The 22,304-nt window shown below is 61.9% G+C and carries 17 protein-coding genes; 8 read left to right on the forward strand and 9 right to left on the reverse strand.

Annotation, left to right across the window (positions count from 1 at the left end; translation table 11 throughout):
- Positions 1-91 precede the first annotated feature (91 nt).
- The 5 genes from apbC to ASD32_RS03535 form a co-directional block, all read right to left on the reverse strand.
- On the reverse strand, positions 92-1,294 hold the full coding sequence (apbC, locus tag ASD32_RS03515; RefSeq protein ID WP_060636540.1) for an iron-sulfur cluster carrier protein ApbC: 1,203 nt from the start codon (positions 1,292-1,294) through the stop codon (positions 92-94).
- A 460-nt stretch (positions 1,295-1,754) separates the two neighbouring features.
- Positions 1,755-4,169, reverse strand: coding sequence for a methyl-accepting chemotaxis protein (locus ASD32_RS03520; protein WP_060636507.1), 2,415 nt, complete (start codon positions 4,167-4,169; stop codon positions 1,755-1,757).
- A 340-nt stretch (positions 4,170-4,509) separates the two neighbouring features.
- Positions 4,510-5,265 (reverse strand): LuxR family transcriptional regulator, encoded by a 756-nt coding sequence (locus tag ASD32_RS03525; RefSeq protein ID WP_060636508.1) that lies wholly within the window; start codon positions 5,263-5,265, stop codon positions 4,510-4,512.
- Between the two features lie 112 nt (positions 5,266-5,377).
- On the reverse strand, positions 5,378-6,088 hold the full coding sequence (locus ASD32_RS03530) for a LuxR family transcriptional regulator (RefSeq protein ID WP_244490091.1): 711 nt from the start codon (positions 6,086-6,088) through the stop codon (positions 5,378-5,380).
- Between the two features lie 248 nt (positions 6,089-6,336).
- Positions 6,337-7,149: an IclR family transcriptional regulator gene (locus ASD32_RS03535; protein ID WP_156383044.1), complete on the reverse strand. Its 813-nt coding sequence runs from the start codon at positions 7,147-7,149 to the stop codon at positions 6,337-6,339.
- Between the two features lie 174 nt (positions 7,150-7,323).
- On the opposite strand from ASD32_RS03535, the gene ASD32_RS03540 reads away from it, so the two are divergent.
- The 5 genes from ASD32_RS03540 to ASD32_RS03560 all read left to right on the forward strand — a co-directional run bounded on the left by ASD32_RS03540 (position 7,324) and on the right by ASD32_RS03560 (position 11,416).
- Positions 7,324-8,094, forward strand: coding sequence for an SDR family oxidoreductase (locus ASD32_RS03540; protein WP_060636510.1), 771 nt, complete (start codon positions 7,324-7,326; stop codon positions 8,092-8,094).
- The gene (locus tag ASD32_RS03545) at positions 8,094-9,011 is read left to right on the forward strand and encodes a 2-dehydro-3-deoxygalactonokinase (protein WP_060636511.1); all 918 of its coding nucleotides are present in this window, start codon (positions 8,094-8,096) and stop codon (positions 9,009-9,011) included. The genes ASD32_RS03540 and ASD32_RS03545 overlap by 1 nt, the downstream gene beginning before the upstream one ends.
- Before the next feature lie 25 nt (positions 9,012-9,036).
- Complete coding sequence (locus tag ASD32_RS03550; RefSeq protein ID WP_060636512.1) at positions 9,037-9,675, forward strand: 2-dehydro-3-deoxy-6-phosphogalactonate aldolase; 639 nt, start codon at positions 9,037-9,039, stop codon at positions 9,673-9,675.
- Positions 9,672-10,556 carry an SMP-30/gluconolactonase/LRE family protein gene (locus ASD32_RS03555; protein WP_060636513.1) on the forward strand — a complete coding sequence of 295 codons (885 nt, stop codon included), beginning with the start codon at positions 9,672-9,674 and terminating at the stop codon, positions 10,554-10,556. Before ASD32_RS03550 ends, ASD32_RS03555 begins: the two co-directional genes overlap by 4 nt.
- Positions 10,557-10,810: 254 nt before the next feature.
- On the forward strand, positions 10,811-11,416 hold the full coding sequence (locus ASD32_RS03560; RefSeq protein ID WP_060636514.1) for a PRC-barrel domain-containing protein: 606 nt from the start codon (positions 10,811-10,813) through the stop codon (positions 11,414-11,416).
- Between the two features lie 84 nt (positions 11,417-11,500).
- Here ASD32_RS03560 and ASD32_RS03565 read toward each other — a convergent pair whose 3' ends face one another.
- Entirely contained in the window at positions 11,501-13,549 is a 2,049-nt protein-coding gene (locus ASD32_RS03565; RefSeq protein ID WP_060636515.1) for an NADH:flavin oxidoreductase, read from the reverse strand.
- A gap of 216 nt (positions 13,550-13,765) precedes the next feature.
- On the reverse strand, positions 13,766-15,319 hold the full coding sequence (locus ASD32_RS03570; RefSeq protein ID WP_060636516.1) for a trimethylamine methyltransferase family protein: 1,554 nt from the start codon (positions 15,317-15,319) through the stop codon (positions 13,766-13,768).
- A 90-nt stretch (positions 15,320-15,409) separates the two neighbouring features.
- Between ASD32_RS03570 and ASD32_RS03575 the strand changes: the two genes are divergently transcribed.
- The gene (locus ASD32_RS03575) at positions 15,410-16,333 is read left to right on the forward strand and encodes a LysR substrate-binding domain-containing protein (protein WP_060636517.1); all 924 of its coding nucleotides are present in this window, start codon (positions 15,410-15,412) and stop codon (positions 16,331-16,333) included.
- A gap of 9 nt (positions 16,334-16,342) precedes the next feature.
- On the opposite strand, the gene ASD32_RS03580 is transcribed toward ASD32_RS03575, so the two are convergent.
- On the reverse strand, positions 16,343-17,704 hold the full coding sequence (locus ASD32_RS03580; RefSeq protein ID WP_060636518.1) for an EAL domain-containing protein: 1,362 nt from the start codon (positions 17,702-17,704) through the stop codon (positions 16,343-16,345).
- A gap of 193 nt (positions 17,705-17,897) precedes the next feature.
- Positions 17,898-19,634, reverse strand: a complete 1,737-nt coding sequence (locus tag ASD32_RS03585; protein ID WP_060636519.1) for a response regulator — start codon at positions 19,632-19,634, stop codon at positions 17,898-17,900.
- A gap of 280 nt (positions 19,635-19,914) precedes the next feature.
- Between ASD32_RS03585 and mutL the strand changes: the two genes are divergently transcribed.
- On the forward strand, positions 19,915-21,813 hold the full coding sequence (mutL, locus tag ASD32_RS03590) for a DNA mismatch repair endonuclease MutL (RefSeq protein ID WP_060636520.1): 1,899 nt from the start codon (positions 19,915-19,917) through the stop codon (positions 21,811-21,813).
- A gap of 162 nt (positions 21,814-21,975) precedes the next feature.
- On the forward strand, positions 21,976-22,200 hold the full coding sequence (locus ASD32_RS03595; RefSeq protein ID WP_060636542.1) for a DUF2093 domain-containing protein: 225 nt from the start codon (positions 21,976-21,978) through the stop codon (positions 22,198-22,200).
- The last annotated feature ends 104 nt before the right edge of the window (positions 22,201-22,304 follow it).

Consider the following 22,304-nt stretch of genomic DNA (forward strand, 5'->3'; position numbering starts at 1 on the left):
CGCCGCCCGAATGTCAACAGCCCGCATTTGCCGGCCCGGTTTTCCAGGGCCGTGCGGCAGACACGAAGACCGGCTCGGTGGTGCTGTTGCGTTACTCGAACACGATGTTGGGCATGGTCCGGGCCTTGTCGCCCTGATGCGCGCCGACCTGTTCCCAGACCTTTTTGGCGATATCGCGATAGACGCGGGTGATCTCGCTGTCGGGTTCGGAGGCGACGACGGGCGTGCCGGCATCGGATGTTTCGCGGATGCCCATGGTCAGGGGCACTTCGCCCAGGAACGGCACGCCGATACGCTCGGCCTCCTTGCGGGCACCGCCATGGCCGAAAATATCGTAGCGATTGCCGGTATCAGGCGCGATGAAATAGCTCATGTTCTCGACAATGCCGAGCACCGGCACTTCGACCTTGCGGAACATCGCCAATCCCTTGCGGGCGTCGATCAAGGCCAGGTCCTGCGGCGTCGAGACGATGACGGCACCGGCCAGCGGCACCTGCTGGGCCATGGTCAACTGCGCGTCACCAGTGCCCGGCGGCATATCGACGACCAGGACGTCGAGATCGCCCCAGGCGACTTCGCGCAGCATCTGCAACAGCGCCGACTGGATCATCGGGCCGCGCCAGATCATCGCGACTTCCTCATCGACGAGGAAACCCATCGACATGACCTTCAAGCCGTAATTTTCCATCGGACGGATCATCCGCCCTTCGATCTGCTGCGGCCGCCCGGAAATCTTCAACAGGCGCGGCATGGACGGGCCGTAGATATCGGCGTCGAGTATGCCGACGCGCAGGCCGTTGGCCTTTAGCGCCAAAGCGAGGTTGACCGATGTGGTCGACTTGCCGACGCCGCCCTTGCCGGAGGCAACTGCGATGATGGCGCCGACGCCGGGAATGCCGGCTTTCGCCGCAGCCGTGGGGGTGCGCTGCGGTGCTGCTGCAGGTGCGTGACTATGGCCCGCATGGGAGTGACCGGCATGCGAATGACCGGATTGCGCGGGGGCTGCTGCGGGGCGCTGCACCGGCGCCGACGACGAGGCGCCCTTCTTGTCGGCGGTGAGCGCCACCATGGCGCCCTTGACGCCGGGGATATCCTTGACCACCCGCTCGGCTGCAGCCCGCAGGGGATCCAGTTCGCGGGCGCGCTCGGCAGGCACGGTGATGGAGAAATAGACTTTGGCATCGGAAATGAAGACATCCGAGACCAGACCCATATCGACGATATTGCCGTCCATATCCGGTCCGCGAACGCCCCTCAGCTTGTCGAGAACCTGTTCCTTGGTCACATCGGTCATGTCATTCACTCCTGCCGCCAGCGCGGCTGGTTTGCCCTGCTGTCCCGCCCTTGCATTATGCATGGACATATTTATCAGCGCCCGGCCAAGACCGGGGCTTTCCCTTAGATAATCGAGCCGAAGTGTTTCGCCAATGCGGCGGCCGAGAAAAAACCGGCGCAAAAGAAAGGCCGCTTTCTGCCGGTGGTGTCCGTACATCCGGGATCACCTGTGGCTGAAAGCGGCCTTATCTGTCGCGACCTTCTTGGGCGCAGTTTTTATTATAGTCCCCTCTGGACATGCATCTAACAAAGCAGGAACCGTGCCAGTTTGGAAAACCCTTTGGAAACCGGGGTTTCACGGACAATGCCAGTGCAGCGCAACATCAATTCCGATGATTAATTGTGCAATTGCGTTGCCCAAGGTTTGGCATTGCCGGATTTTGCAACAGGGGCGCCGGCGGGCGGCGCCCCCTTAGTCCTTAGAATTCGTCCCAGCCGTCATTGGCCGGGGCCGCTGCGGCGCCGCCATGTCCCTGGAACGCACCGGCGAGCTTGTTGCTGAGCGAGCGGGCGGGCGATTGCACGGCCGGTGTCGTGGCCGAAGCGGATCGGATGCCGGTTCTCGACAGCGGGGATGTGCGGGCCGCAGCAGGCGCTGCCCTGTGCGCAGAGGTGTCGCTTGACGCGCGATGCATGCTGGCCTGCGCGTGCATGGCCGCCTGCGAGGCTTCGCCAAGCTGGAAGTTCGACAGCAGCGTCGTCAGCGCCGAGGCTTCGGCTGCAAGCGTATGGCTGGCAGCGGTGGATTCCTCGACCATGGCGGCATTCTGCTGCGTGCCCTGGTCCATGACATTGACGGCGCGGTTGATGTCGTTGAGGCCGATCGACTGTTCGCGGGCCGCCTCGACGATGGACGAGACGCGCAGATTGATTTCATCGACCTCGTGCACGATGACCTCCAGCGCCTTGCCGGCCTGGCCGACCAGTTCGACACCGGTCTTGACCTGCTGGCCGGATTTCGAAATCAAAGCCTTGATTTCCTTTGCCGCATTGGCAGAGCGCTGGGCGAGTTCGCGCACTTCCTGGGCAACGACGGCAAAGCCCTTGCCCGCATCGCCGGCACGGGCCGCTTCGACGCCGGCGTTCAGGGCCAGCAGGTTGGTCTGGAAGGCGATCTCATCGATGACGCCGATAATGCTGGAGATTTCCTGCGACGACGTCTCGATCTGGCCGACGGCATCGATGGCGCTCTTGACGACGGCGCTGGATGTCTGCGCGCCGGATTTTGCCTTGGCGACCAGCTGGCCTGCCTCTTCGGCGCGCACGGTGGAATCGCGCACCGAGGCGGTGATCTCGTCAAGCGCTGCTGCCGTTTCCTCGACGGATGCCGCCTGCTGTTCGGTGCGCTTGGCCAGGTCGTCGGCCGAGGAGCGAATTTCGGCGGAGCCGGCCTGGATGCCGAGCGCGTTGTTGCCGACCGATTGCAGGGTCTGCTGCAGGGTGGACATCGAGCTGTTGAAGTCGTCACGCAACGCATCGAGCGAGCCGATGAACGGCGTCATCAGGCGGAACGTCACGTCGCCATCGGCCAGGCGCTGCAGGCCGGTGCCGAGTTCGGTGACGGCAAAGCGCATCTGGCGCTCGTTTTCCTGGGTCTCTGCGGCGCGGCGCTGGCGGTCTTCCTCGCTGAGCGTGCGGGTTTCTGCAGCCTCCGTCTCCAGGCGCTGCTTGGCAATCGTCGCGTCGCGCAGAATGGCAAGCGACCGGGCCATGTCGCCGATCTCATCCTTCCGCTCGGCATCGGCAATGGCGATGCTGGTATTGCCCCTGGCGATTTCGCCGGTGGCATTGACGATGGCTTCGAGGCGGCGGCGGAAACGGTTGGAGATCATCACGCCAAGCAGCACGAGCAGAACGGAGGCGACGGCGATGATAGCGACGGAAATCCAGGCCATATGGGTCAGGTAGGCGAACACGGTCGCCTTCGGGACGGAAACAATCGCATACCATGCGGTATCCGGCAGGAGTTGCACGGGGACCGCGACGGAGAGGAACTTGGTACCGTCCTCGCCGGTGACGTCGACCGGCTCGCCGGGGTTGTCGATCATCCTCTGCCAGGCGGCGGCATCGACGCTGCTGTCCTTGAACGCCTTGCCGAGATTGGCGGCGTTGACATGGCTGAGGAAATGTCCGCCCTGCGAAACGAGGGCGACATTGCCATCACCCAGCGGTTTCATATCGGCGAGTTTAGATGTCAGGCTGTCGAGCGCGATGTCGATGCCGGTGACGCCGAGCGGCTTGCCGTTGACGGTGACCGGCGCAACCAGCGAGGTCATCATCACATCCTTGCCATCGACCACATATTTATAGGGCTCGATCACGACCATCTTCTGCGCCTTGAAAGGCTGCTGGTAATAGTCGCCGGGGCCCGGCTTGTCGTAATCGACCAGCGGCGTCACGTCGATCTTGCCGCCGGCGCGCACCCAATAGGGCACGAAGCGGCCCGTCGCATCATGGCCGGGCTGGTTGACATAGTCGGCATCCTTGCCGTCGAAGGCGTTCGGCTCCCAGCCGCTCCAGACGCCCAGCGCGAAGGGGCTATCTTCCAGTGCCTTCTTCATCATCGCATCGGCGGAGGTGCGGTCGGCAGCGCCCGATGTTTGAAGCGCAGAAAAAACGCTCTGGAACGTGCTGACGAGCTGCAGGCCCTGCGACATCTGCGCTTTCAGGTCGGCAGCGGTCAAAGCGGCGGCCGCGTTCATTTCGCCGACGCTGCGGCGCTCGACTTCGGAATAGGAGATCCAGAACAGTGTGCCCGCCGTCACCACCGTGGCGAAGAGCCCGGTTGCCACAACAGAGAATATATTACGGGAGGTCGCAGTCTTGAACAGCATCTCGTATCCTCGCAAGCGCGACGGCAACGGGCGAATGCCTTCAATGTTGCTGCGTCACATGACTATCATTTGGACGATCATTTGGAAAAAGGTGCGGAGGATAGCGTTCGCCCGGCTTGCGTCCCTGAAGACGGACAAGACCGGCAACGTAAAAGCGTCTTACATCCCGCTTCGACCAAAGATCGAAGGCGGGCGTGTTTACGCACCCTCCCAGTGAAATCATTTCACCGGCAGTAAAGTGCGCCACAAAACTTAATGTTCATCTAAAATACCGGCAAGAATCGAAACGCCTTCTTGGGCGGCCCCGAACCTGGAGCGCTTCATCTCAAACGGAAGCGATCTAGCTGATATAGCCCTTCTTCATCGCCTTGACGACGGCCTGGGTGCGGTTGACCGCATCGAGCTTCTTGCTGACATGGTTGAGATAGTGGTTGACCGTATGCTCGGACAGACCAAGGATACCGGCGATCTCCGAGCTGGTCTTGCCGGCGGCCGTCCAGTTCAGACATTGGATCTCGCGCTCCGACAGGGCAACCGGGGCGCCCTTCCAGAACGAGCCGATTTCCGTCAGGCGATTATAGACATGGATGGCGATCATCTGCAGTTCCATCAGCGCGGACATTGGCAGGTCGGCGCGCTTGCCCATCCAGATGACGGTTGCCCGGCTGCCATCGGCATCGTGAACCGGGAAATAATTGGCCTGCAGAATCCCGTGCTCACGCAACTGGGTAATATAGCCATTGGTCTGTGGCAGGCGGCTGCTTTCCTTTTCCCAGTCCTCCAGCGTCAGCTGGAACGGTGTCGTGGTTTCCCGCAGACGGCGAATGCCGGTCGAATGCTTCAGCATCGAGATACTGTCATAGGTATTGACCAGATCGGCCGGCATATTGGACAGGATCGCCGCGCTGGACAGCTTTTCCGCATCGAAGGCCGGCACGACGCAGACAAGGAACGCCTGGAAGCCGAAGGCCTGGGTAATCTTCTTCATGTAACGGATGGCATCGAACTGGGTTTCCAGCGCTGCGATATCCGCAGCGAAATCTCCGCCACGCGACTGTTCTGCTTCGACCGGTTCTGCCATCAATGTATCGCGCATTCACAAACTCCACCGCACATCCGAGTGCGTTGCCGGTCAAGCGCTCTGAGGCTTGCCCGATATTTCACTCTACACATCATGCCGGTTTCCTGCTTGCATTCATAAACATTTCTCAATTGATCAACCCGGCCCGTATCGCTTTTGCCACGGTCTGGACGCGATTGACAGAATCAAGCTTGCGCGTGGCACGGCTCAGATAGTGATTGACGGTATATTCCGACAAATCGAGAATTTTCGCCATTTCCGTCGTCGTCTTGCCGGCAGCCGCCCAATGCAGGCATTCGACCTCGCGCCGCGACAGCACGGCGGGCATGGGCGCGCGAAGGCCCTTGATCTCGCTCAGCCGGCCAAACAGGTGGCCGGCCTTGTAGGTCAGTTCCTTTAGTTCCGCTGCGTTCACCACGGCGCGATTGCCGGCGAAAGCGACCGCACCGCAGGTGCCGTGTACATCATGAACGGGAATATAGACGCCGCGCCGCAGGTTGACCCGTTCGAACAGGGTGAGCACCTCGCGCCCCTTGCCATCCGAACGCCGGTCGGAATCAAGGGTCGTGTCATAGGTGAAGGGAATGGTGCTCTTGCGCAGACGCGCAATCACCGGGCTGCCCGCCATCAGGTTGGCGGCATCGTAATTGCTCAGGAAATCCGCCGGCCAGTTCGTCATGACGACCGTATCGGACAGGCTGCAGCAGGATTTGCCCGGCACGACCATCACCAAGAAACCGTGGAAGCCATAGATGCGCGAGACTTTTTCCAAGGCCTGGCGGATATCGGCTTCCCGCGTCATCTCCCCGATTTCCCGCGGGTCCGCGGCAACCGTCATGGGTGATAGATGTCCGCTGAAGTCCACCATTTCGTACCTCTTCCAGGCTCGCCGCCGATGAAACCCGGCATCACGAGACCCGTTCTGCCGCCTCCCCAGGCTTTCCTGCCGATTCACGTCCTGCATTCCCGTCTTTGCGGCGGGGCTTGAACGTCGGCAGGCACAGAATCTGATATATTAAAACTACAGCTCCGTTTTTCCCACGTCCAGTCGATAAACCTAATTAACTGTCCAGGCATCACCAAAGTCTAACGGCCAGGCCCGAGACGGATTTCGGCGTCTTCACTGATCGCCATCGCCACCTGCCGCACCGTCCCTGCCCAGCTTTCCAGCTGCTCCATCGTCACCCGATAGGCCGGCCCCGTCACCGAGATCCCGGCGACAAGATCGAACCCGGCATCATGGATGGGAGCAGCAACACAGCGGATGTCCGTTTCATGTTCCTCACGATCAAAGGCATATCCCCGCAAGCGAGCCTCGTCCAGATCACGCGTTAAAGACGCCACGGAAAGATGTGTATTGCCGGTGAAACGGTGGAATGTCAGCTTGGCGAGCGTATCGGCGAGCTTGGCCTGCGGCAAGACCGACAGCGCCGCTTTGCCAAGGCCGGTACAATAGACCGGAGAGGCATTGCCGATCTGCGATTCCATCCGCACCGTCTGGCGGCTTTCGACCTTGTCGACATAGATGATTTCGGTGCCGCGCAGGACGCCCAGATGAACCGTCTCGCCGGTTTCTTCGTGCAGCCGGCGCAAATGCGGGGCGGCCACGGCGCGGAACTGGTTTTTCGACCAGGAGCGATAGGCAAATTTCAGCAGGCGCAGACCGGGCTCGTAGCAGAGATCGCGCCCTTGAGTCAGCAGGCCCTCCTCGACCAGATGGGAAAGCTGCCTATGCAACGTACCGCGCGGCTGGCCCGTCAGAGCGAGGATATCGCTGAAACGCAGCGGCCGGTCGGATGTCACGACCGTTTCGAGCACGGAAAGAACCTTGCCCAGCGTGCCTGTGCCGCTATTGTGCGCAGGCTCAGGCAAAGACATATCCGGTTGATCCCGTTCCATCTTAATGTCCATTGGCCGCATGCGGATTTGCCCGGCGCATAGGCTCCGATCTTGACAAGCCGGTAGCAGCAGCGCGATAATTCCAAATAGCAAGAGTCAGTTCCGCATAATGGAACAACAAAAAAAGAAAAGCAAGCCGGCGCCGGTCGCTTGCATCCGGGAGACGACACCATCATGGCCTTGCCAGCCGCGCAATTTCACGACCTCAAAGGGCGTGGCGTCCTCGTTACCGGCGGCGGATCGGGGATTGGCGCTGCCCTCGTCGAAGGCTTTGCGCTCCAGGGCGCACGCGTTGCTTTCATTGACATTGCCAAAGCCGAGAGCCGGGCGCTGGTTGAACGGCTCGCTCCCCATGTCGAGCATGCCCCGGTTTTCATTCAGGCCGATCTGCGCGACATTGCGGCGATTAAGTCCGCCGTCGACCAGGCTGCAGGCAGGGTCGGTTCTCTCAGTATCCTCATCAACAATGCCGCGCGCGACGACCGGCAGCCGCTGGAAGAGGTGACCGAAGCGAGCTGGGACGAAAGCCAGGCCGTCAATCTGCGGCATGTGTTCTTCACCTGCCAGGCGGCGGCCCCGCATATGCGGCGGGCCGGTGGCGGCTCGATCATCAATTTCTCCTCGATTGCCTTCATGCTCAATATGGGAGAAATCCCGGCTTACGCGACGGCCAAGGCCGGCATCATCGGGCTGACCAAATCGCTTGCCGGCAAGCTCGGACCGGACAATATCCGCGTCAACGCGGTTCTGCCGGGCATGGTCGTTACCGAGCGGCAGAAGAAGCTGTGGATCAGCGATGCCGCGATTGCCGGCATGATCGAAAAACAATGCCTGAAACACATGCTCGTCGCAGACGACATGGTTGGCCCCTGTCTCTATCTCGCCTCCAATTGTTCGGCGCGGATGACGGCACAGGCCATGATCATCGACGGAGGAGTATTTTAATGACGGCAGCATCCTATGCGGCGGTAGACTGGGGGACCTCGAGCTTCCGTCTGTGGATCGTCAGCGAAAGCGGCGCGGTTCTTGCCGAGCGCCGCAGCGGCGAAGGCATGACGACCGCCGCAAAGTCCGGTTTTTCCGCCATTCTCGAATCCCACCTTTCCGCCGTTTCGGCGCCTGCGCATCTGCCGGTGATCGTCTGCGGCATGGCGGGCGCCCGTCAGGGCTGGGTCGAGGCAGGCTATCTCGATACGCCGGCACCGCTTAGCGCCATCGTCAAGGCCGCCGTGACCGTGCCCGACGCCAACCGCGATATCCGCATCCTGCCCGGCCTTGCGCAGCGCAGCGAGGAAGCGCCCGACGTGATCCGCGGCGAGGAAACCCAGTTGCTGGGCGCGATATCGCAGCTCGGCGGCGGCAGTCATCTCGTGTGCATGCCGGGCACGCACAGCAAATGGGTGCGCGTCACCGGCGGCATCGTCGATGGCTTTTCCACTTTCATGACCGGCGAACTGTTCGACGTTATTTGCAAGCATTCGATCCTCAGTCATGCCGTTGCCGATGCCACGCCTTTCGATAGCGGCGATCCCGTATTCCTCAAGGCCGTGGCCAAGGCTGCGAAAAACCCGGCGCTTGCCACCAATCTCGTCTTTACGGTGCGCAGCGGCCAGCTGCTGCACGGACTGCCGCCCGAGGCCGCCAAGGCGCGGCTTTCGGGAACATTGATCGGCCTTGAAATTGCCGGTGCGCTGGCCACGGCCAAGCCCGGAAGCAGCGTTTGCCTTGTGGCGTCCGGGGCGCTTGCCGGTCTCTACCAATCGGCCCTGTCGGCGCTCGACCTCACCCCAACGGCCATCGATGCCGATGAAGCCGTCCGCCACGGCCTTGCCGCTGCGGCCAACGCCATCTGGCCTGCCTGAAGCCCCATTTGAAGAAAGAACCATCATGAGCCGCATCCCTTTTCCACCGATGAAATATCCGCTGATCGCCATCCTGCGCGGGCTGAAGCCCGAGGAGACGCAGGGCGTCGTCGGCGCGCTGATCGAAGCGGGCTTTACCGCCATCGAAATCCCGCTCAATTCGCCGGATCCGTTCCGCTCGATCGAGATTGCCGTGAAGATGGCGCCGGCCGGCTGCCTGATTGGCGCAGGCACGGTCCTGACCACGCAGCAGGTCGAAACACTCGACAGCGTCGGCGGCAAGCTGATGGTGAGCCCGAATGTGGAGCCTGCGGTGATCTCGCTGGCGGCCGCGCGCGGCATGGTGACCATGCCGGGCGTTCTCACCCCGACCGAAGCACTGGCCGCCGCCCATGCGGGTGCCACCGGCCTCAAGTTCTTCCCCGCCAGCGTGCTTGGCCCGGCCGGCATCGCCGCCATCCGGACCATCCTGCCGACGGACCTCGAAATCGCAGCCGTCGGCGGCGTCTCCGACACCAATTTCGGCGATTATGCCAAGATCGGCATCAAGAGCTTCGGTTTGGGCTCCAGCCTGTACAAGGCCGGCATGAGCGCTGCCGATGTCGCGGAGCGGGCGCGGGTCACTATCAAAGCCTATGATGCAGTCTATGGAGCCGGAGCATGAGCGAGACCATTCCCTTTTCCGGCAAAGTGCTGAGCGACCTGCCGCTGGAACTCGGCGAAGGCCCGACCTTCGATCCGGCGACCGGCACCGCCTGGTGGTTCAACATCAAGGGCCGCGAGCTGCACGAGCTGCATCTGGAAACCGGCCGCAAGACCCTGCATGCCTTGCCCTTCATGGGCAGCGTGCTCGCCGTCATCGATCCTAAGCGCCAGTTGATCGCGTCCGATCGCGGCCTGTTCATCCGCGACACTGAAAGCGGCGAGCTGACGGCCTATGCGGCGCTGGAAAGCAATCCCGGCAACCGCTCCAACGACGGCCGCGTGCATCCGTCCGGCAGCCTGTGGGTCAGCACCATGGGCCGCAAGGCCGAGAAGGAAGCGGGCGCCATCTATCATGTGGGCAAGGGTACGGTGACGCGCATCTATGGTGGCATCAGCATTCCCAACGGCATCTGCTTTTCGCCGGATGGCACGACCGGCTATTTCGTCGATTCCGCCATCAACCACATCATGCGCGTCGATCTCGACCCGGCGACCGGCCTGCCGGCCGGCGAGGCAACCGTGTTCAGCGACCAGAGCGGCAATCCCGGCGATGTCGATGGTTCGGTCTGCGATGCCGAGGGCCGCATCTGGAACGCGCGCTGGGGCCAAGGGGCCGTGGACGTCTACACGCCTAACGGCACCCACATCGCCCGCCACGCGGTCCCCGCCACCCAGTCGAGCTGCCCCGCCTTCATCGGCGCCAAGGCTGACCGGCTGCTGGTAACGTCTGCCTGGCAGGACATGGATGACGCAGCCCGAAAGGCTGACGCGAACGCCGGCCAGACATTCGAACTTGGCGTTACCGTCAACGGGCGTTTTGAACCGGCTTACACGCTCTGACGGAACGGGAGAGTACAACCTGGCACGGCTTCGGACGCTGCCAGAAGAAAGATGAGGACCGGGCGTAAAGCCCGGTTTTCTCGTCTTTGCCCTTCATCGCGATAAAAAACTTTGGAAAAAGTTCCCTTCCAAATTGCAAATCTTTTTTCGGAACCACTCCAGGCCTGCCACGTTCTGTCTGCATCACCGGTGCGGCGGCAAGGATTTGAACCCCGCGCTTTGATCGACAAAAAGAACGAAAAGGCAGGTTTACAATGACCCATAAACTCGTAGCTTCCGTCGCCGCAGGTGCACTCTTTGCAGGCGTTACCGTATTTGCCCCGATGAGCTTTGCTCAGGAGGCAACCCAGCCAGCGGCGCAGCCGCCAGCGATGGAAACGCCGATGACCGGCGAGCAGCCGGCTGACGCCATGAAGCCGGCGGACCAGGCAGCCACAACCGCCCCCGCTTCGGGCTCTGGCTACCTGACCGAACAGGGCGCTGACCAGATCGCTGCCAGCACCTATATCGGCCAGTCCGTCTACAACGCTTCGGACGAGAGCATCGGCGAGATCAATGATGTGATCTTCACCAAGGATGGCTCGGTCGAAGCAGCCGTGATCGGCGTCGGCGGCTTCCTCGGTATCGGCGAAAAGAATGTCGCGGTTCCGCTCGACACCATCACCGTTGCGGAAGTGCCAAACTCCGACGACCTGAAGCTGACCACGGCTGAAACTTCCGATACGCTGAAGGCAGCGCCGGAATTCAAGACCAAGTCGCAGCAGGTGGCCGAACAGAACGCCAATGCTCCGGTCGATTCGACGACCACATCGGCAACCGACCCGGCAACCCCGGCAACAGAAGTCAAGCCGGCCCAGTAATCGCTGGCTGACCAGCAATGGTTTAGATGATGAGATTAGGGCGCTACCGCGAGGTGGCGCCTTTTTCCATGCTCGCAGTTTTTGTCAAAACAACACCCCATAGCGCAGCGCGTCATAAATACCAGCATGGATATTGCGGCTGGCCACGGCGTCGCCGATCCGGAACAGGTCGAATTTTCCGTTGGGATTGCGCGTCTGGATGGGGTTTTGCTGGGTGATCAGGGCTTTGTAATCCACCGCACCCAGATTGCGCGACAGCGGTTTCAGCTCGAGATAGAGCTCCGCCATCGGCAAGGTGCCGTGCTCGACGACCACCTGGGCCACGCGGCGCTCCACCGAGGCCTTGTCCGAATAGTCGGAGCCCAGAACCGCCACCAGTTGATTGCCCTCGCGACGAACCGATTTCAGCTTGGTGTTGATGGTCACGCGAACATTCTTTTCCGCGAAGGCCTTGGCATAGGGGACATGGTTCATGCCGCCGATTTCCGGGGCAAACATGCGTTCCGGCGAGACAATCTCCAGTTCGGCACCGGTGGCGGCGATCATTTCCGCCGCCGTCATGCCAGTATGGGCGCCATTGTCGTCATAGAGCAGGACCGGACCTTCCGGCTTGATGGCGCCGGCAATGATGTCCCAGCTCGACACGACCAGGCCGTCGCCCGCATCCAGCAGCGGATTCTGGGCGATGCCGCCCGTGGCGATGACGACCAGATCGGGGTTTCGTTCGAGAATATCGGCGGCCTCGGCAAAGACGTTGTAATGGATGGGAACACCGAGGCGCTCCAGCTCGGACAGCCGCCAGTCGACGATGCCGATCATTTCCTTGCGGCGCGGATTGCGCGCGGCCAACAGGATTTGCCCACCGGCCTCGCCGGTCGCCTCCAGCACCTCGACCGTATGGCCGCGTTCGGCCAGCACCCGGGCTGCCTCCAGGCCCGCAGGTCCGGCGCCGACGACGACCGCCTTGCGGATCGCGCCGGTGGTCCTGGAAATCACATGCGGGATGGTTGCTTCCCGGCCTGTCGCCGCATTGTGAATACACAGCGCCCCGCCGCCCTCATAGATACGGTCGAGACAGTAGGTGGCGCCGACGCAAGGGCGGATCTGGTTTTCGCGGCCCTCGATGATCTTCCGGACGATATGCGGATCGGCAATATGAGCACGCGTCATGCCGACCATGTCGAGCTTGCCCTCGGCGATCGCATGGCGCGCGGTGGCGACATCGGCGATGCGGGCGGCGTGGAAAACCGGAAACTTCGTGGCCGCACGGACATCGCCGGCAAAGTCCAGATGCGGCGATGCCGCCATGCCCTGGATCGGGATGACATTGGTCAGATGCGCGTCGTGATCGATATGGCCGCGAATGATGTTCAGGAAATCGACCTTGCCGGACCCGGCCAGCCGCTTGGCGATCCCCACGCCTTCTTCCCTGGAGAGACCGATATCCCACTGCTCATCGGCCACCATGCGGATACCGACGATGAAATCCGGGCCGACGGCCTTGCGCACGGCATCGAGCACCATATCGGAAAAGCGCATGCGATTGTCGAGCGAACCGCCATATTCATCGTCGCGGTGGTTGGTCGCCGACGACCAGAAGCCGTCCATCAGATGGCCATAGGCCTCGAACTCGATGCCATCGAGCCCAGCCGCCTGCATGCGCTGTGCGGCACTGGCATAATCTGCGACGATGCGCTCGATATCCCAGTCCTCGATCTCTTTTGGAAAGGCGCGATGGGCGGCCTCGCGCACCGGCGACGGCGACAGCACCGGCAGCCAGTCGCCCTTGTTCCAGCCGGTGCGGCGGCCCAGATGGGTAAGCTGGATCATCACGGCGGCGCCGTGCTCATGACAGTCGTCGGCGATCTTCTTCAGCCAGGGCACGATCTCGTCGGAATAGGCATAGAGATTGCCAAAGGCAGGCGGCGAATCCTGCGACACGATCGCCGACCCCGCCGTCATCGTCAGCGCGATGCCGCCCTTGGCCTTTTCGAGATGGTAGAGCCGGTAGCGGTCCTTCGGCATGCCATCTTCGGAATAGGCCGGTTCATGCGATGTCGACATGATCCGGTTTTTCAGCGTCAGGTGTTTGAGTTGATAGGGTTGGAGAAGCGGGTCTTTTGAAAGGGTCATGATAAGGCTCGGGTTTCAAATTCAATCATTGCAACACCCCTCACCAACTCCGGCCAAGGGCTCGTAAACTCGCCCGGCCTGCGTATCCTCTCCCGCAAGGGGAGAGGAAGACCCGCGGTGGGCGCCTCCGCTCTACCTCTCCCCTTGCGGGAGAGGATAGCAAGCCCGCACGAAGCGAAGCTGAGTGCATGGGCGCGCTTGGTGAGGGGTACCCCCTCAATACCACGCATCCGCCATGCTGTTCTTGCGTCGTGTCATATACTCTGCCAGAGCGTCATCGATTGCCACGTCCAGGGGCGGCGCTTCGTATTCGGCCAGCGTCTTTTTCCAGCGCCGGTTGGCGCGCGTGGCCATGTCGGTCGAGCCGCCCTCCTCGCTCCACTTCTCGAAGGGCTCGTTATCCGACAGGGCGGAATCCCAGAAGGCCGTCTGGTAGTTGCGCATCGTGTGGTCGCAGCCGAGAAAATGGCTGCCGGGGCCGACCTGCAGGAAGGCGTCCATGGCGAGCGTATTGTCATCCACCACGACGCCGGCGAGATAGGAATGCAGCGCGCCGCAGAAATCGGTGTCCATCACGAACTTCTCGTAGGACATGGCAAGCAGCCCATCGAGGAAACCTGCCGAATGCAGGATGAAATTGGCGCCGCAATGCACGGCCGACAGCATCGACATGACGCCTTCCTGCATCGCCTGCCCGTCCGGCAGTTTCGAATTGGAGAAATTGCCGGCGCAGCGCAAGGGCAGTTTCAGCCGCCGGGCGAGCTGGCCGATGACCATGGAGCCGATGGCCGGTTCCGGCGTGCCGAAGGTCGGCGAGCCCGAGCGCAGCGACATCGAGGAAAGAAAATTGCCGAAAATCACCGGCGCGCCCTTGCGTTCCAGCTGCGTCAGCGCACAGCCCGCCAGCGTCTCGGCATAGGACTGGGCGATGGCCCCGGCATTGGTGACAGGCCCCATGGCGCCGCCCAGAATGAAGGGCACGATCACCGCCGCCTGGTTGGCGCGGGCATAGGCACGCAGCGATTTCGTCATCGTGCCGTCCCAGACGAGCGGCGAGTTGACGTTGACATTGCCGAGGATGACACAGTTGCGATCGACGAAATCGCGCCCGAAGACGATCCGCGCCATATCGATGGAATCTTCCGCCCGGTCCTCCTGCGTGATCGAGCCCATGAAGGCGCGGTCGGAATATTTGATGTGGCTGTAGACCATGTCGAGATGGCGCTTGTTGACGGGAATATCGACCGGCTCGCAGATCGTACCGCCGGAATGATGCAGCCACGGGCTCGACTGGGCCAGCTTGATGAAGTTGCGGAAATCCTCCAGCGTGCCGTAGCGGCGGCCCTTGTCGAGGTCCATGACGAAGGGTGAACCGTAGGCCGGGGCAAAGACGACGTTCTTGCCGCCGATCTCGACATTATGGGCGGGATTGCGGGCATGCTGGGTAAACTGGGCGGGTGCGCTCGAGACGATCTCGTTCAGCATGCCCGGCTCGAAGCGGACGAGCACACCGTCCACCTTTGCCCCTGCCCGCTTCCAATGCTCCAGCGAGACCGGGTCGTCGCGAAACTCGATACCGACTTCGGACAGGATGCGGTCGGCGACGCGCTCAATCTTTTGAAGGTTTTCTTCGCTGAGAATGTCATAGGTCGGGATGTTGCGGGCGATATAGGGAATGCCCACGATCCTGGCGGAATTGTCGCGCCGCGCGGAGCGGGCCGGGCGTGCGCGTCTTGCCGGTTCGACGTCGGTATCCACAAGCGTTTCCATGATAGGCCTCCCTTTTATCATTTCGAGGCTAATCGTGAAAAAGGTCAATGTAACGCTGGAAAAATTGGAGACATGATATAAGCTCACCTTATGGAAACCCTGCGCCGCCTGCTTCCCTCCGCCTCCAGCCTGATCGTCTTTGAGGCAGCTGGGCGGCATCAGAATTTCACCCGTGCGGCCAATGAGCTGGCGATGACGCAGGCCGCCGTCTCCTATGCCATTCGCGGGCTGGAAGAGCAGCTTGGCGTGCCCTTGTTTCACCGGGTCCACCGCGCCGTGCAATTGACCGAGGCGGGCGAAAAATTCCATGCGGACGTGTCGCTTGGCCTGTCGCGCATCCAGAAATCGGCCGAGGACATTCGCGCCAAGCGCCGCGAGACCAATGTGACGCTCGCCGCCTCGACCGCCTTTGCCTCCATGTGGATGCTGCCGCGGCTGACCAAACTGCGCGAGGACCTGCCGGAGATCGACCTGCGCATCCAGACCAGCGTGCGCGATCTGGATCTGGAGGAAGAGCCGATTCCGCTTGCCATTCGCGGCGGCGGCGATCCGGTCAACTGGCCGCGTTACCATACCGCGCTTCTGGCGCCGGAAGTGATCTGTGCGGTCGCGTCGCCCGCCTTCGTCGAGGCAAACGGCATGCCGCAGCGGCCGGCGGACCTGCTGAAACATCCGCTGATCCATCTGGAGGAACCGGTCAGGCAGGCCTATAGCTGGCAGGAGTGGTTTTCGAGCGCCGGTGTGCCCTATCCCGCCAAGGCGCGGCGGCTGACTTTGAACGATTATGTGCTGGTCATTCAGGCCGTGCTGGCCGGCGAAGGCATCGCACTCGGCTGGAACCACCTCATCGAACGGCAGGTCCGCTCGGGCGCGCTCGTTCCCGTCGGCAATCACGTGCTGAAGACCGATCTCGCCTTCTACGTCGTCTGGCCGCGCTCGCGCGAGCTCAACCAGCAGGCAGGCCGGGTGCGCGACTGGCTTCTGGAAGAAGGCCGCCGGGAGCGGGAAGGCTGATAGGAAGGATCAGACAGCGACGGATAATGCCGGTCCGTTATCGTGATATTTTTCGGCGAGATAGCGCAGCGTCGTGACGGAATCGGCGGGCTTGCCGTAGAAATAGCCCTGCCCCATGCCGCAGCCGAGGCCTTTCAGCTTCAGCGCCTCGGAGAAATCCTCGATGCCTTCGGCAACGACTTCGAGATTGAGGCCGTCGCACATGGCGATGATCGCCTTGACGATATGCTCGGATGCGCGGTCGGCGGAGATGCGCGACACGAAGGCGCGATCGACCTTGACCTTGTCGAAGGAGAAATCGCGCAGGCGGCCAAGGCTGGATTGCCCGGTGCCAAAATCATCGAGCGAAATGCGGACACCAGCGGCGCGCAGTTCGGTGACGATCCGCTGGGCCACATCCGCATCGGTCATCACGGCGGTTTCTGTAATTTCGAGTTCCAGCCGGCGCGGATCGAGCCCGGCACGCTGGATGATCGACAGGACGTTGGTGGCCGTCATCGGGTCCATCAGCTGGGCTGACGACAGGTTGAACGACAAGAACAATTCCTTCGGCCAGAGCAGCGCCGTTTCGGCCGCCTTGCGCAAAAGCGTCTCGGACAGAGAATCGATGAAGCCGCGTTCTTCGGCAAGCGGCACGAAGACGGCGGGAGAGACATAGCCGAGGTCCGGATCGCACCAGCGGGCCAGCGCTTCAAAGCCCACGACCATTTCCGTCTTCAAATTGACGATCGGCTGGAAATGGACATCGACCTCGTCGGCGATGATGGCGTTGCGCAGCGCCTGTTCGAGATGCGTCGCCCGCTTCATCTCCTGGGCGATTTCCTGGGAATAGACGGTGATCTGGCCGCGGCCGCGGCGCTTGGAACGGTAGAGCGCCGTATCGGCGCTTTTCAACAGATCCTCGAATTCCTCGCCGGCGAAGGGATAGACGGCAAAGCCGAAGGAGGCCGAGAGGCGGACATTGCGCTCGCCGAGATCGAAAGGCGCCGACAGCACCTCTTTCAGCATGTGCCCGATCTTTTCGGCCGCCTTGCGCTCAAAGACCAGCGGCAGAACGAAGCCGAACTCGTCGCCACCGGCGCGAATGACCGTTGCGCCGTCCGGCACGCAGGCCAGCAGCCGGCTTGCCACCTGGCACAGGATCTCGTCGCCGGCACTGGGGCCGAAGAGATCGTTGATCGGCTTGAACCCGTCGAGATTGGCAAGGCCGATGGTGAATGGCGCAGGATCGCTGGCGCGCTCGGCGGCGATTTCGCGCACCTTGTCACGCAGCTTGTAGGAATTGCCCAGCCCGGTCAGCGGATCGGTGTAGGCCATTGCATGCAGGTCATTCCGGCTGATGTGCTGAGACGGTGTTTCAGCAGACTTCATAAACGCATTCCCAGGATTGGATTCAAGCAGTGTCAGGAACAGACGATGGGCATGGAGGGTTAAGATTTCGAAAGCGTGCCTTCTGCTCTGTCTCCCTCTCTCACCCTAATTCTAGGGAGTTGACATCCATATGGTTCAAGCCTGTGCTTTTATTCGCGTTTTTCTCCGTTAAGTGCTTGTTTTGATCAAACGGTCAGCCAGCCATGCGTTCGGCTTTGATGTTGACGAACTTGCGGTAGATGGCTTCGATCATGTCCGGGCTGATCGGCTTGGTGATGTAATCGTCCATGCCGGCCTGCTTGCTGTGTTCGATATCGATATCGAGCGCCTGGGCGGTCACGGCAATGATCGGTGTCTGGAAAGACGCGTTCTTTTCGAGCGCCCGGATGGCACGCGTGGCGTCAAAACCGTTCATCACCGGCATCGAGACATCCATCAGCACCAGGTTTGGCCGGTATTGCTGCCAGAGCTTGACGGCCTCCTCGCCATTGGCGGCGATGCGGTAGGATATGCCGATGCCTTCGAGAATCTGGGCAAAGACGAACTGGTTGATTTCGTTGTCTTCGGCGACCACCACTTCGACCTCCGGCATCGGGCGGCCGGTGAGGGTCGCGTCCGGCACGATGATCTCCCAATCGGCGGGGCCATCCTCCTCCACCGAAGGCAAGGCGCCGACGCCGTTTTCGCAGAGCGTGAGAATTTCGGTGCGCAGTTCGACCGCTTTCCAGTCCCTGGCGATCACCAGGGACGGAGAGATCGTCCAGCCTGCGACCGTTGCCAGCGCATCCGTCATCGTGCCGTCGATCAGGAGGGCGTCAAGGGTGACGCCGCGCGCCGTGCACGCATCCTTGAAGGCTGCAAGCTCGACGCCGTTTCTGACCGCGCAGGCATCAAAACCCCAGCGGCGCAACTGTGGCACCAGGTTGATTTCAAGCGCTGCCGCTGCCGTCATCAAAAGGATTTTCTGCTTGCCCTTCATGTCGGGATCAATGATCGCGCCGGCTTCGACCAGATGCTGCATGTCGATCGACCGGAACGGGTCGTAGCAGTTCTGCGCCGGCACGAACGCGCTGTAGTCTCGCACCTCCAGCGGCGAGCAGCCGGAGGCGGCGTCATCCAGGCCGTTATAGCCGACGACCAGATCGGTCACGTCGTTCATGCAGGTGACCAGGAGATGTTTGCCGGGATCGCCGACGCGGAACTTGCGGGTGACGACCCACAGATCCTCGCCATCGGCCTGAACGATCTGCTCCGGCTGGCAATGGACATCGCCGCTGTCCAGCGTCTTGCGGTCGGAGCGTTCGAATTTTTCGGCGAGATCCGGCTCAAGCAGATCCCAGACGGAACGCCCGAGGATGGCATCGGGTGTCATGCCATGAATGGTGCAGAATGCCTTGTTGACGGCGATGTAGCTCAGATTGCGATCCTTGACGCAGATCGGATTGGGCAGGCAGTCGAGGATGCCCTCGGTCAGCTCGACGCGCTCCATGTCGAGCTGCATCTGCTCTTCGCGTTTTTTCTGCTCGGAGACATCGTTGATCGCGACAATGCCGAGGCCGCTCGACAGGCGGCGCTTGCGCACATTGATCCAGCGATGGCGGCCGATGCGCTCGACAATGTCGAACCGCTCGCGCCAGTGATGGGACAGATGCTCGGAAATCCACTCGTCGCGATTGGCATGGCGGCGGCTGGTCTCGGGCGCCGTGCCGCTGCGCACACCGGAATCGAAGATCGCGCCGAGAAAATCCTTCAGCCGGGTGCCGGCCTCCAGAAAATGCACTGGAATCGGATAGAATTGCAGAATGGGGCGGCTCGCAAACACAATCTCATCATTCTTGTCGCAGACAAGAATGGCCAAGCCGAGCGCGTCAGACGTCGCCTCAAGCACGGTTTTCTGGATGTTCGCGCCGAAAGACGCTACATCATTCATTGCACAGCCCTCTTAATAACCTTGGCGGCTTCTTTTTGCGGGACATGCTGACAACGCGCCGGTCAGGCCGTATCTGGGGGGCCGTTCCCGGGCGGACAGCTGCGCCACAGGCTCCAAATGACAAAACCTGTGCTCATTCAGGTCGTCGCCGAACGTCGCAGCTTTGTATTAAGGCCAGATTAAACCCGGCCGAATTTGTCTGGTCCCCACATCGCGACACAGCCGGGGATAGACCCCTTGGAACACTTTCCATATCCCGCCGAATCCCGGACAATAGATCATGGCCATCAAGCAGCTCTCCGAAACCCTCATCAACCAGATCGCCGCCGGCGAGGTCATCGAAAGACCCGCGAGCGCCGCCAAGGAACTGATCGAAAACGCGCTCGATGCCGGCGCAACCCGCATCGAAATTGCCACCGCCGGCGGCGGCAAGACGCTGTTGCGGGTGACCGACAATGGCTGCGGCATGGGGCCTGATGATCTGGAGCTTGCCGTGCGGCGCCATTGCACCTCCAAGCTCTCGGACAATCTTCTTGATATCCGCACGCTCGGATTTCGCGGCGAGGCCCTGCCCTCCATCGGCTCGGTCGCGCGGCTGACGATCACCAGCCGGCCGGGCGGTGCCAGCCACGGGGCCGAGATCGGCGTTTTCGGCGGCAAGCTGCAGCCGGTCAGACCCGCCGCCGTCAACCAGGGTACCGTGGTCGAGGTGCGCGACCTGTTCTTTGCGACACCCGCCCGGCTCAACTTCATGAAGACCGAACGGGCCGAGGCGTCGGCGATCTCGGACGTGGTGCGGCGCATGGCGATCGCCTTTCCGGGCGTGCGTTTCGTGCTGTCGGGCTCCGACCGCACGACGCTGGAATTTGCCTCCACCGGCGACGACCGGCTGGCCCGCATCGCCCAGGTGCTGGGGCGCGATTTCCGCGACAACGCAATCGAGATCGATGCGGAGCGCGAGGGCGCGCGGCTGAGCGGCTTTGCCGGCGTACCGACCTTCAACCGCGGCAATTCGCTGCAGCAATATGCCTTCGTCAATGGCCGCCCCGTCCAGGACAAGCTGATCTGGTCTGCCCTGCGCGCTGCCTATGCCGAAACGATCCCGCAAGGGCGTTATCCGGTGGCGGTGCTGTCGCTGACGGTCGATCCGGACGTGGTCGATGTCAACGTGCATCCGGCGAAATCCGACGTGCGCTTCCGCGATCCCGGCCTGGTGCGCGGGCTGATCATCGGCGCGATCCGCCAGGCCCTGGCGCAGGATGGCGATAGGGCCTCGACGACCGGCGCCAGCGGCCTGATGCGGGCATTCCGGACCGGGCAGCCGCAGAATGAGCAATCCTGGCAGCACCGGACTCAACAGTACAGGGCCGATCAGCACCGGCCGAACGCGAACTGGACGGCCGACGCCTCCCCCTACCGGCCGATGGATTTCGGCTCAACCTCAAATGGTTCTGCGTCAAATGGTTCGGGGTCAAACGGTTCCGGGTCAAATGGCTTTGCAGAACGTCCGCAGGCGGCCTTTGACGGGATAACGACGCCATCCGCCCGCGCGCCGATGGCCGAGATGGACCCGGCTGCAGCCCGGCAGCCCGACAAGGCGCATCCGCTTGGCGCGGCGCGTGCGCAGCTGCACGAAAACTATATCGTCGCCCAGACGGAAGACGGCCTTGTCATCGTCGATCAGCACGCAGCCCATGAACGGCTGGTCTTTGAGGAATTGCGCAGAGGGCTAAATTCGCGGCCGATCCCGGCGCAGGCCCTGCTCATTCCCGAGATCGTCGATCTGCCGGAAGACGATTGCGACCGGTTGATCGGTCATTCCGCCGAATTTTCACGGCTTGGGCTCGGCATCGAGCGTTTTGGTCCCGGCGCCGTTGCCATTCGCGAGACGCCTTCCATGCTCGGCGAGATGGATGCCGCCGGATTGGTGCGGCAGCTGGCCGACGAGCTGGCCGAATGGGACACGGCCAACGGCCTTGCCAGCCGGCTCGATTATCTCGCCGCCACCATGGCCTGCCACGGCTCCGTGCGCTCCGGGCGGCGGCTGCGGCCGGAAGAGATGAATGCGCTGTTGCGGCAGATGGAAGCAACGCCCGGTTCCGGCCAGTGCAACCACGGCCGGCCGACCTATATCGAGATCAAGCTTTCCGATATCGAGCGGCTGTTTGGGCGCAGTTGAGCAAACGGGCCGTCAATTGCGCTGGAAATCCGTCGCTTGCCGCGCTAGAGAGCATGGTCAAAATAGATGACGCTGGAGCGCTTCTTCCCGATCGTGTCCATCGTGGATGCCTCGATAGCGTTTCTGAACGGCGGGCGAAAAATCATGCGGGGTCGCAGGACGATGAACAGATTTGAGGGCAATGGCAACCGGGAAGCCAAGATCCGCTATCTCGACGGCGACTTCCAGATCGTGCTGCCCGGATCGCATGTCATCTGCGCCATGACCGGCGCCATCATCCCGGTCGATGAACTGCGCTACTGGAGCGTCGCGCGCCAGGAACCCTATGCGGATGCGCAGGCGTCCTACGACGCCGACAAGCGCGCGGGCATCCTGCCGAACCAATAGGGTTTAGTTAAAGCGTGAACTAAGCGTCGACACCCCACTCTCCCTCATCCCCGCCCTTGTTGTATGGCCTTGAGACATAGTTGACATGTGTTCGGAGACATCCC

The organism is Rhizobium sp. Root483D2 (assembly GCF_001426685.1).
Taxonomy (GTDB): domain Bacteria; phylum Pseudomonadota; class Alphaproteobacteria; order Rhizobiales; family Rhizobiaceae; genus Pararhizobium; species Pararhizobium qamdonense.

What these genes read in the sequence shown, in the direction of transcription:
- apbC (WP_060636540.1), bottom strand. Translation starts at nt 1,294, where the DNA reads ATGACCGATGTGACCAAGGAACAGGTTCTCGACAAGCTGAGGGGCGTT.
- ASD32_RS03520 (WP_060636507.1), bottom strand. Translation starts at nt 4,169, where the DNA reads ATGCTGTTCAAGACTGCGACCTCCCGTAATATATTCTCTGTTGTGGCA.
- ASD32_RS03525 (WP_060636508.1), bottom strand. Translation starts at nt 5,265, where the DNA reads ATGCGCGATACATTGATGGCAGAACCGGTCGAAGCAGAACAGTCGCGT.
- ASD32_RS03530 (WP_244490091.1), bottom strand. Translation starts at nt 6,088, where the DNA reads ATGACGGTTGCCGCGGACCCGCGGGAAATCGGGGAGATGACGCGGGAA.
- ASD32_RS03535 (WP_156383044.1), bottom strand. Translation starts at nt 7,149, where the DNA reads ATGGAACGGGATCAACCGGATATGTCTTTGCCTGAGCCTGCGCACAAT.
- ASD32_RS03540 (WP_060636510.1), top strand. Translation starts at nt 7,324, where the DNA reads ATGGCCTTGCCAGCCGCGCAATTTCACGACCTCAAAGGGCGTGGCGTC.
- ASD32_RS03545 (WP_060636511.1), top strand. Translation starts at nt 8,094, where the DNA reads ATGACGGCAGCATCCTATGCGGCGGTAGACTGGGGGACCTCGAGCTTC.
- ASD32_RS03550 (WP_060636512.1), top strand. Translation starts at nt 9,037, where the DNA reads ATGAGCCGCATCCCTTTTCCACCGATGAAATATCCGCTGATCGCCATC.
- ASD32_RS03555 (WP_060636513.1), top strand. Translation starts at nt 9,672, where the DNA reads ATGAGCGAGACCATTCCCTTTTCCGGCAAAGTGCTGAGCGACCTGCCG.
- ASD32_RS03560 (WP_060636514.1), top strand. Translation starts at nt 10,811, where the DNA reads ATGACCCATAAACTCGTAGCTTCCGTCGCCGCAGGTGCACTCTTTGCA.
- ASD32_RS03565 (WP_060636515.1), bottom strand. Translation starts at nt 13,549, where the DNA reads ATGACCCTTTCAAAAGACCCGCTTCTCCAACCCTATCAACTCAAACAC.
- ASD32_RS03570 (WP_060636516.1), bottom strand. Translation starts at nt 15,319, where the DNA reads ATGGAAACGCTTGTGGATACCGACGTCGAACCGGCAAGACGCGCACGC.
- ASD32_RS03575 (WP_060636517.1), top strand. Translation starts at nt 15,410, where the DNA reads ATGGAAACCCTGCGCCGCCTGCTTCCCTCCGCCTCCAGCCTGATCGTC.
- ASD32_RS03580 (WP_060636518.1), bottom strand. Translation starts at nt 17,704, where the DNA reads ATGAAGTCTGCTGAAACACCGTCTCAGCACATCAGCCGGAATGACCTG.
- ASD32_RS03585 (WP_060636519.1), bottom strand. Translation starts at nt 19,634, where the DNA reads ATGAATGATGTAGCGTCTTTCGGCGCGAACATCCAGAAAACCGTGCTT.
- mutL (WP_060636520.1), top strand. Translation starts at nt 19,915, where the DNA reads ATGGCCATCAAGCAGCTCTCCGAAACCCTCATCAACCAGATCGCCGCC.
- ASD32_RS03595 (WP_060636542.1), top strand. Translation starts at nt 21,976, where the DNA reads ATGAACAGATTTGAGGGCAATGGCAACCGGGAAGCCAAGATCCGCTAT.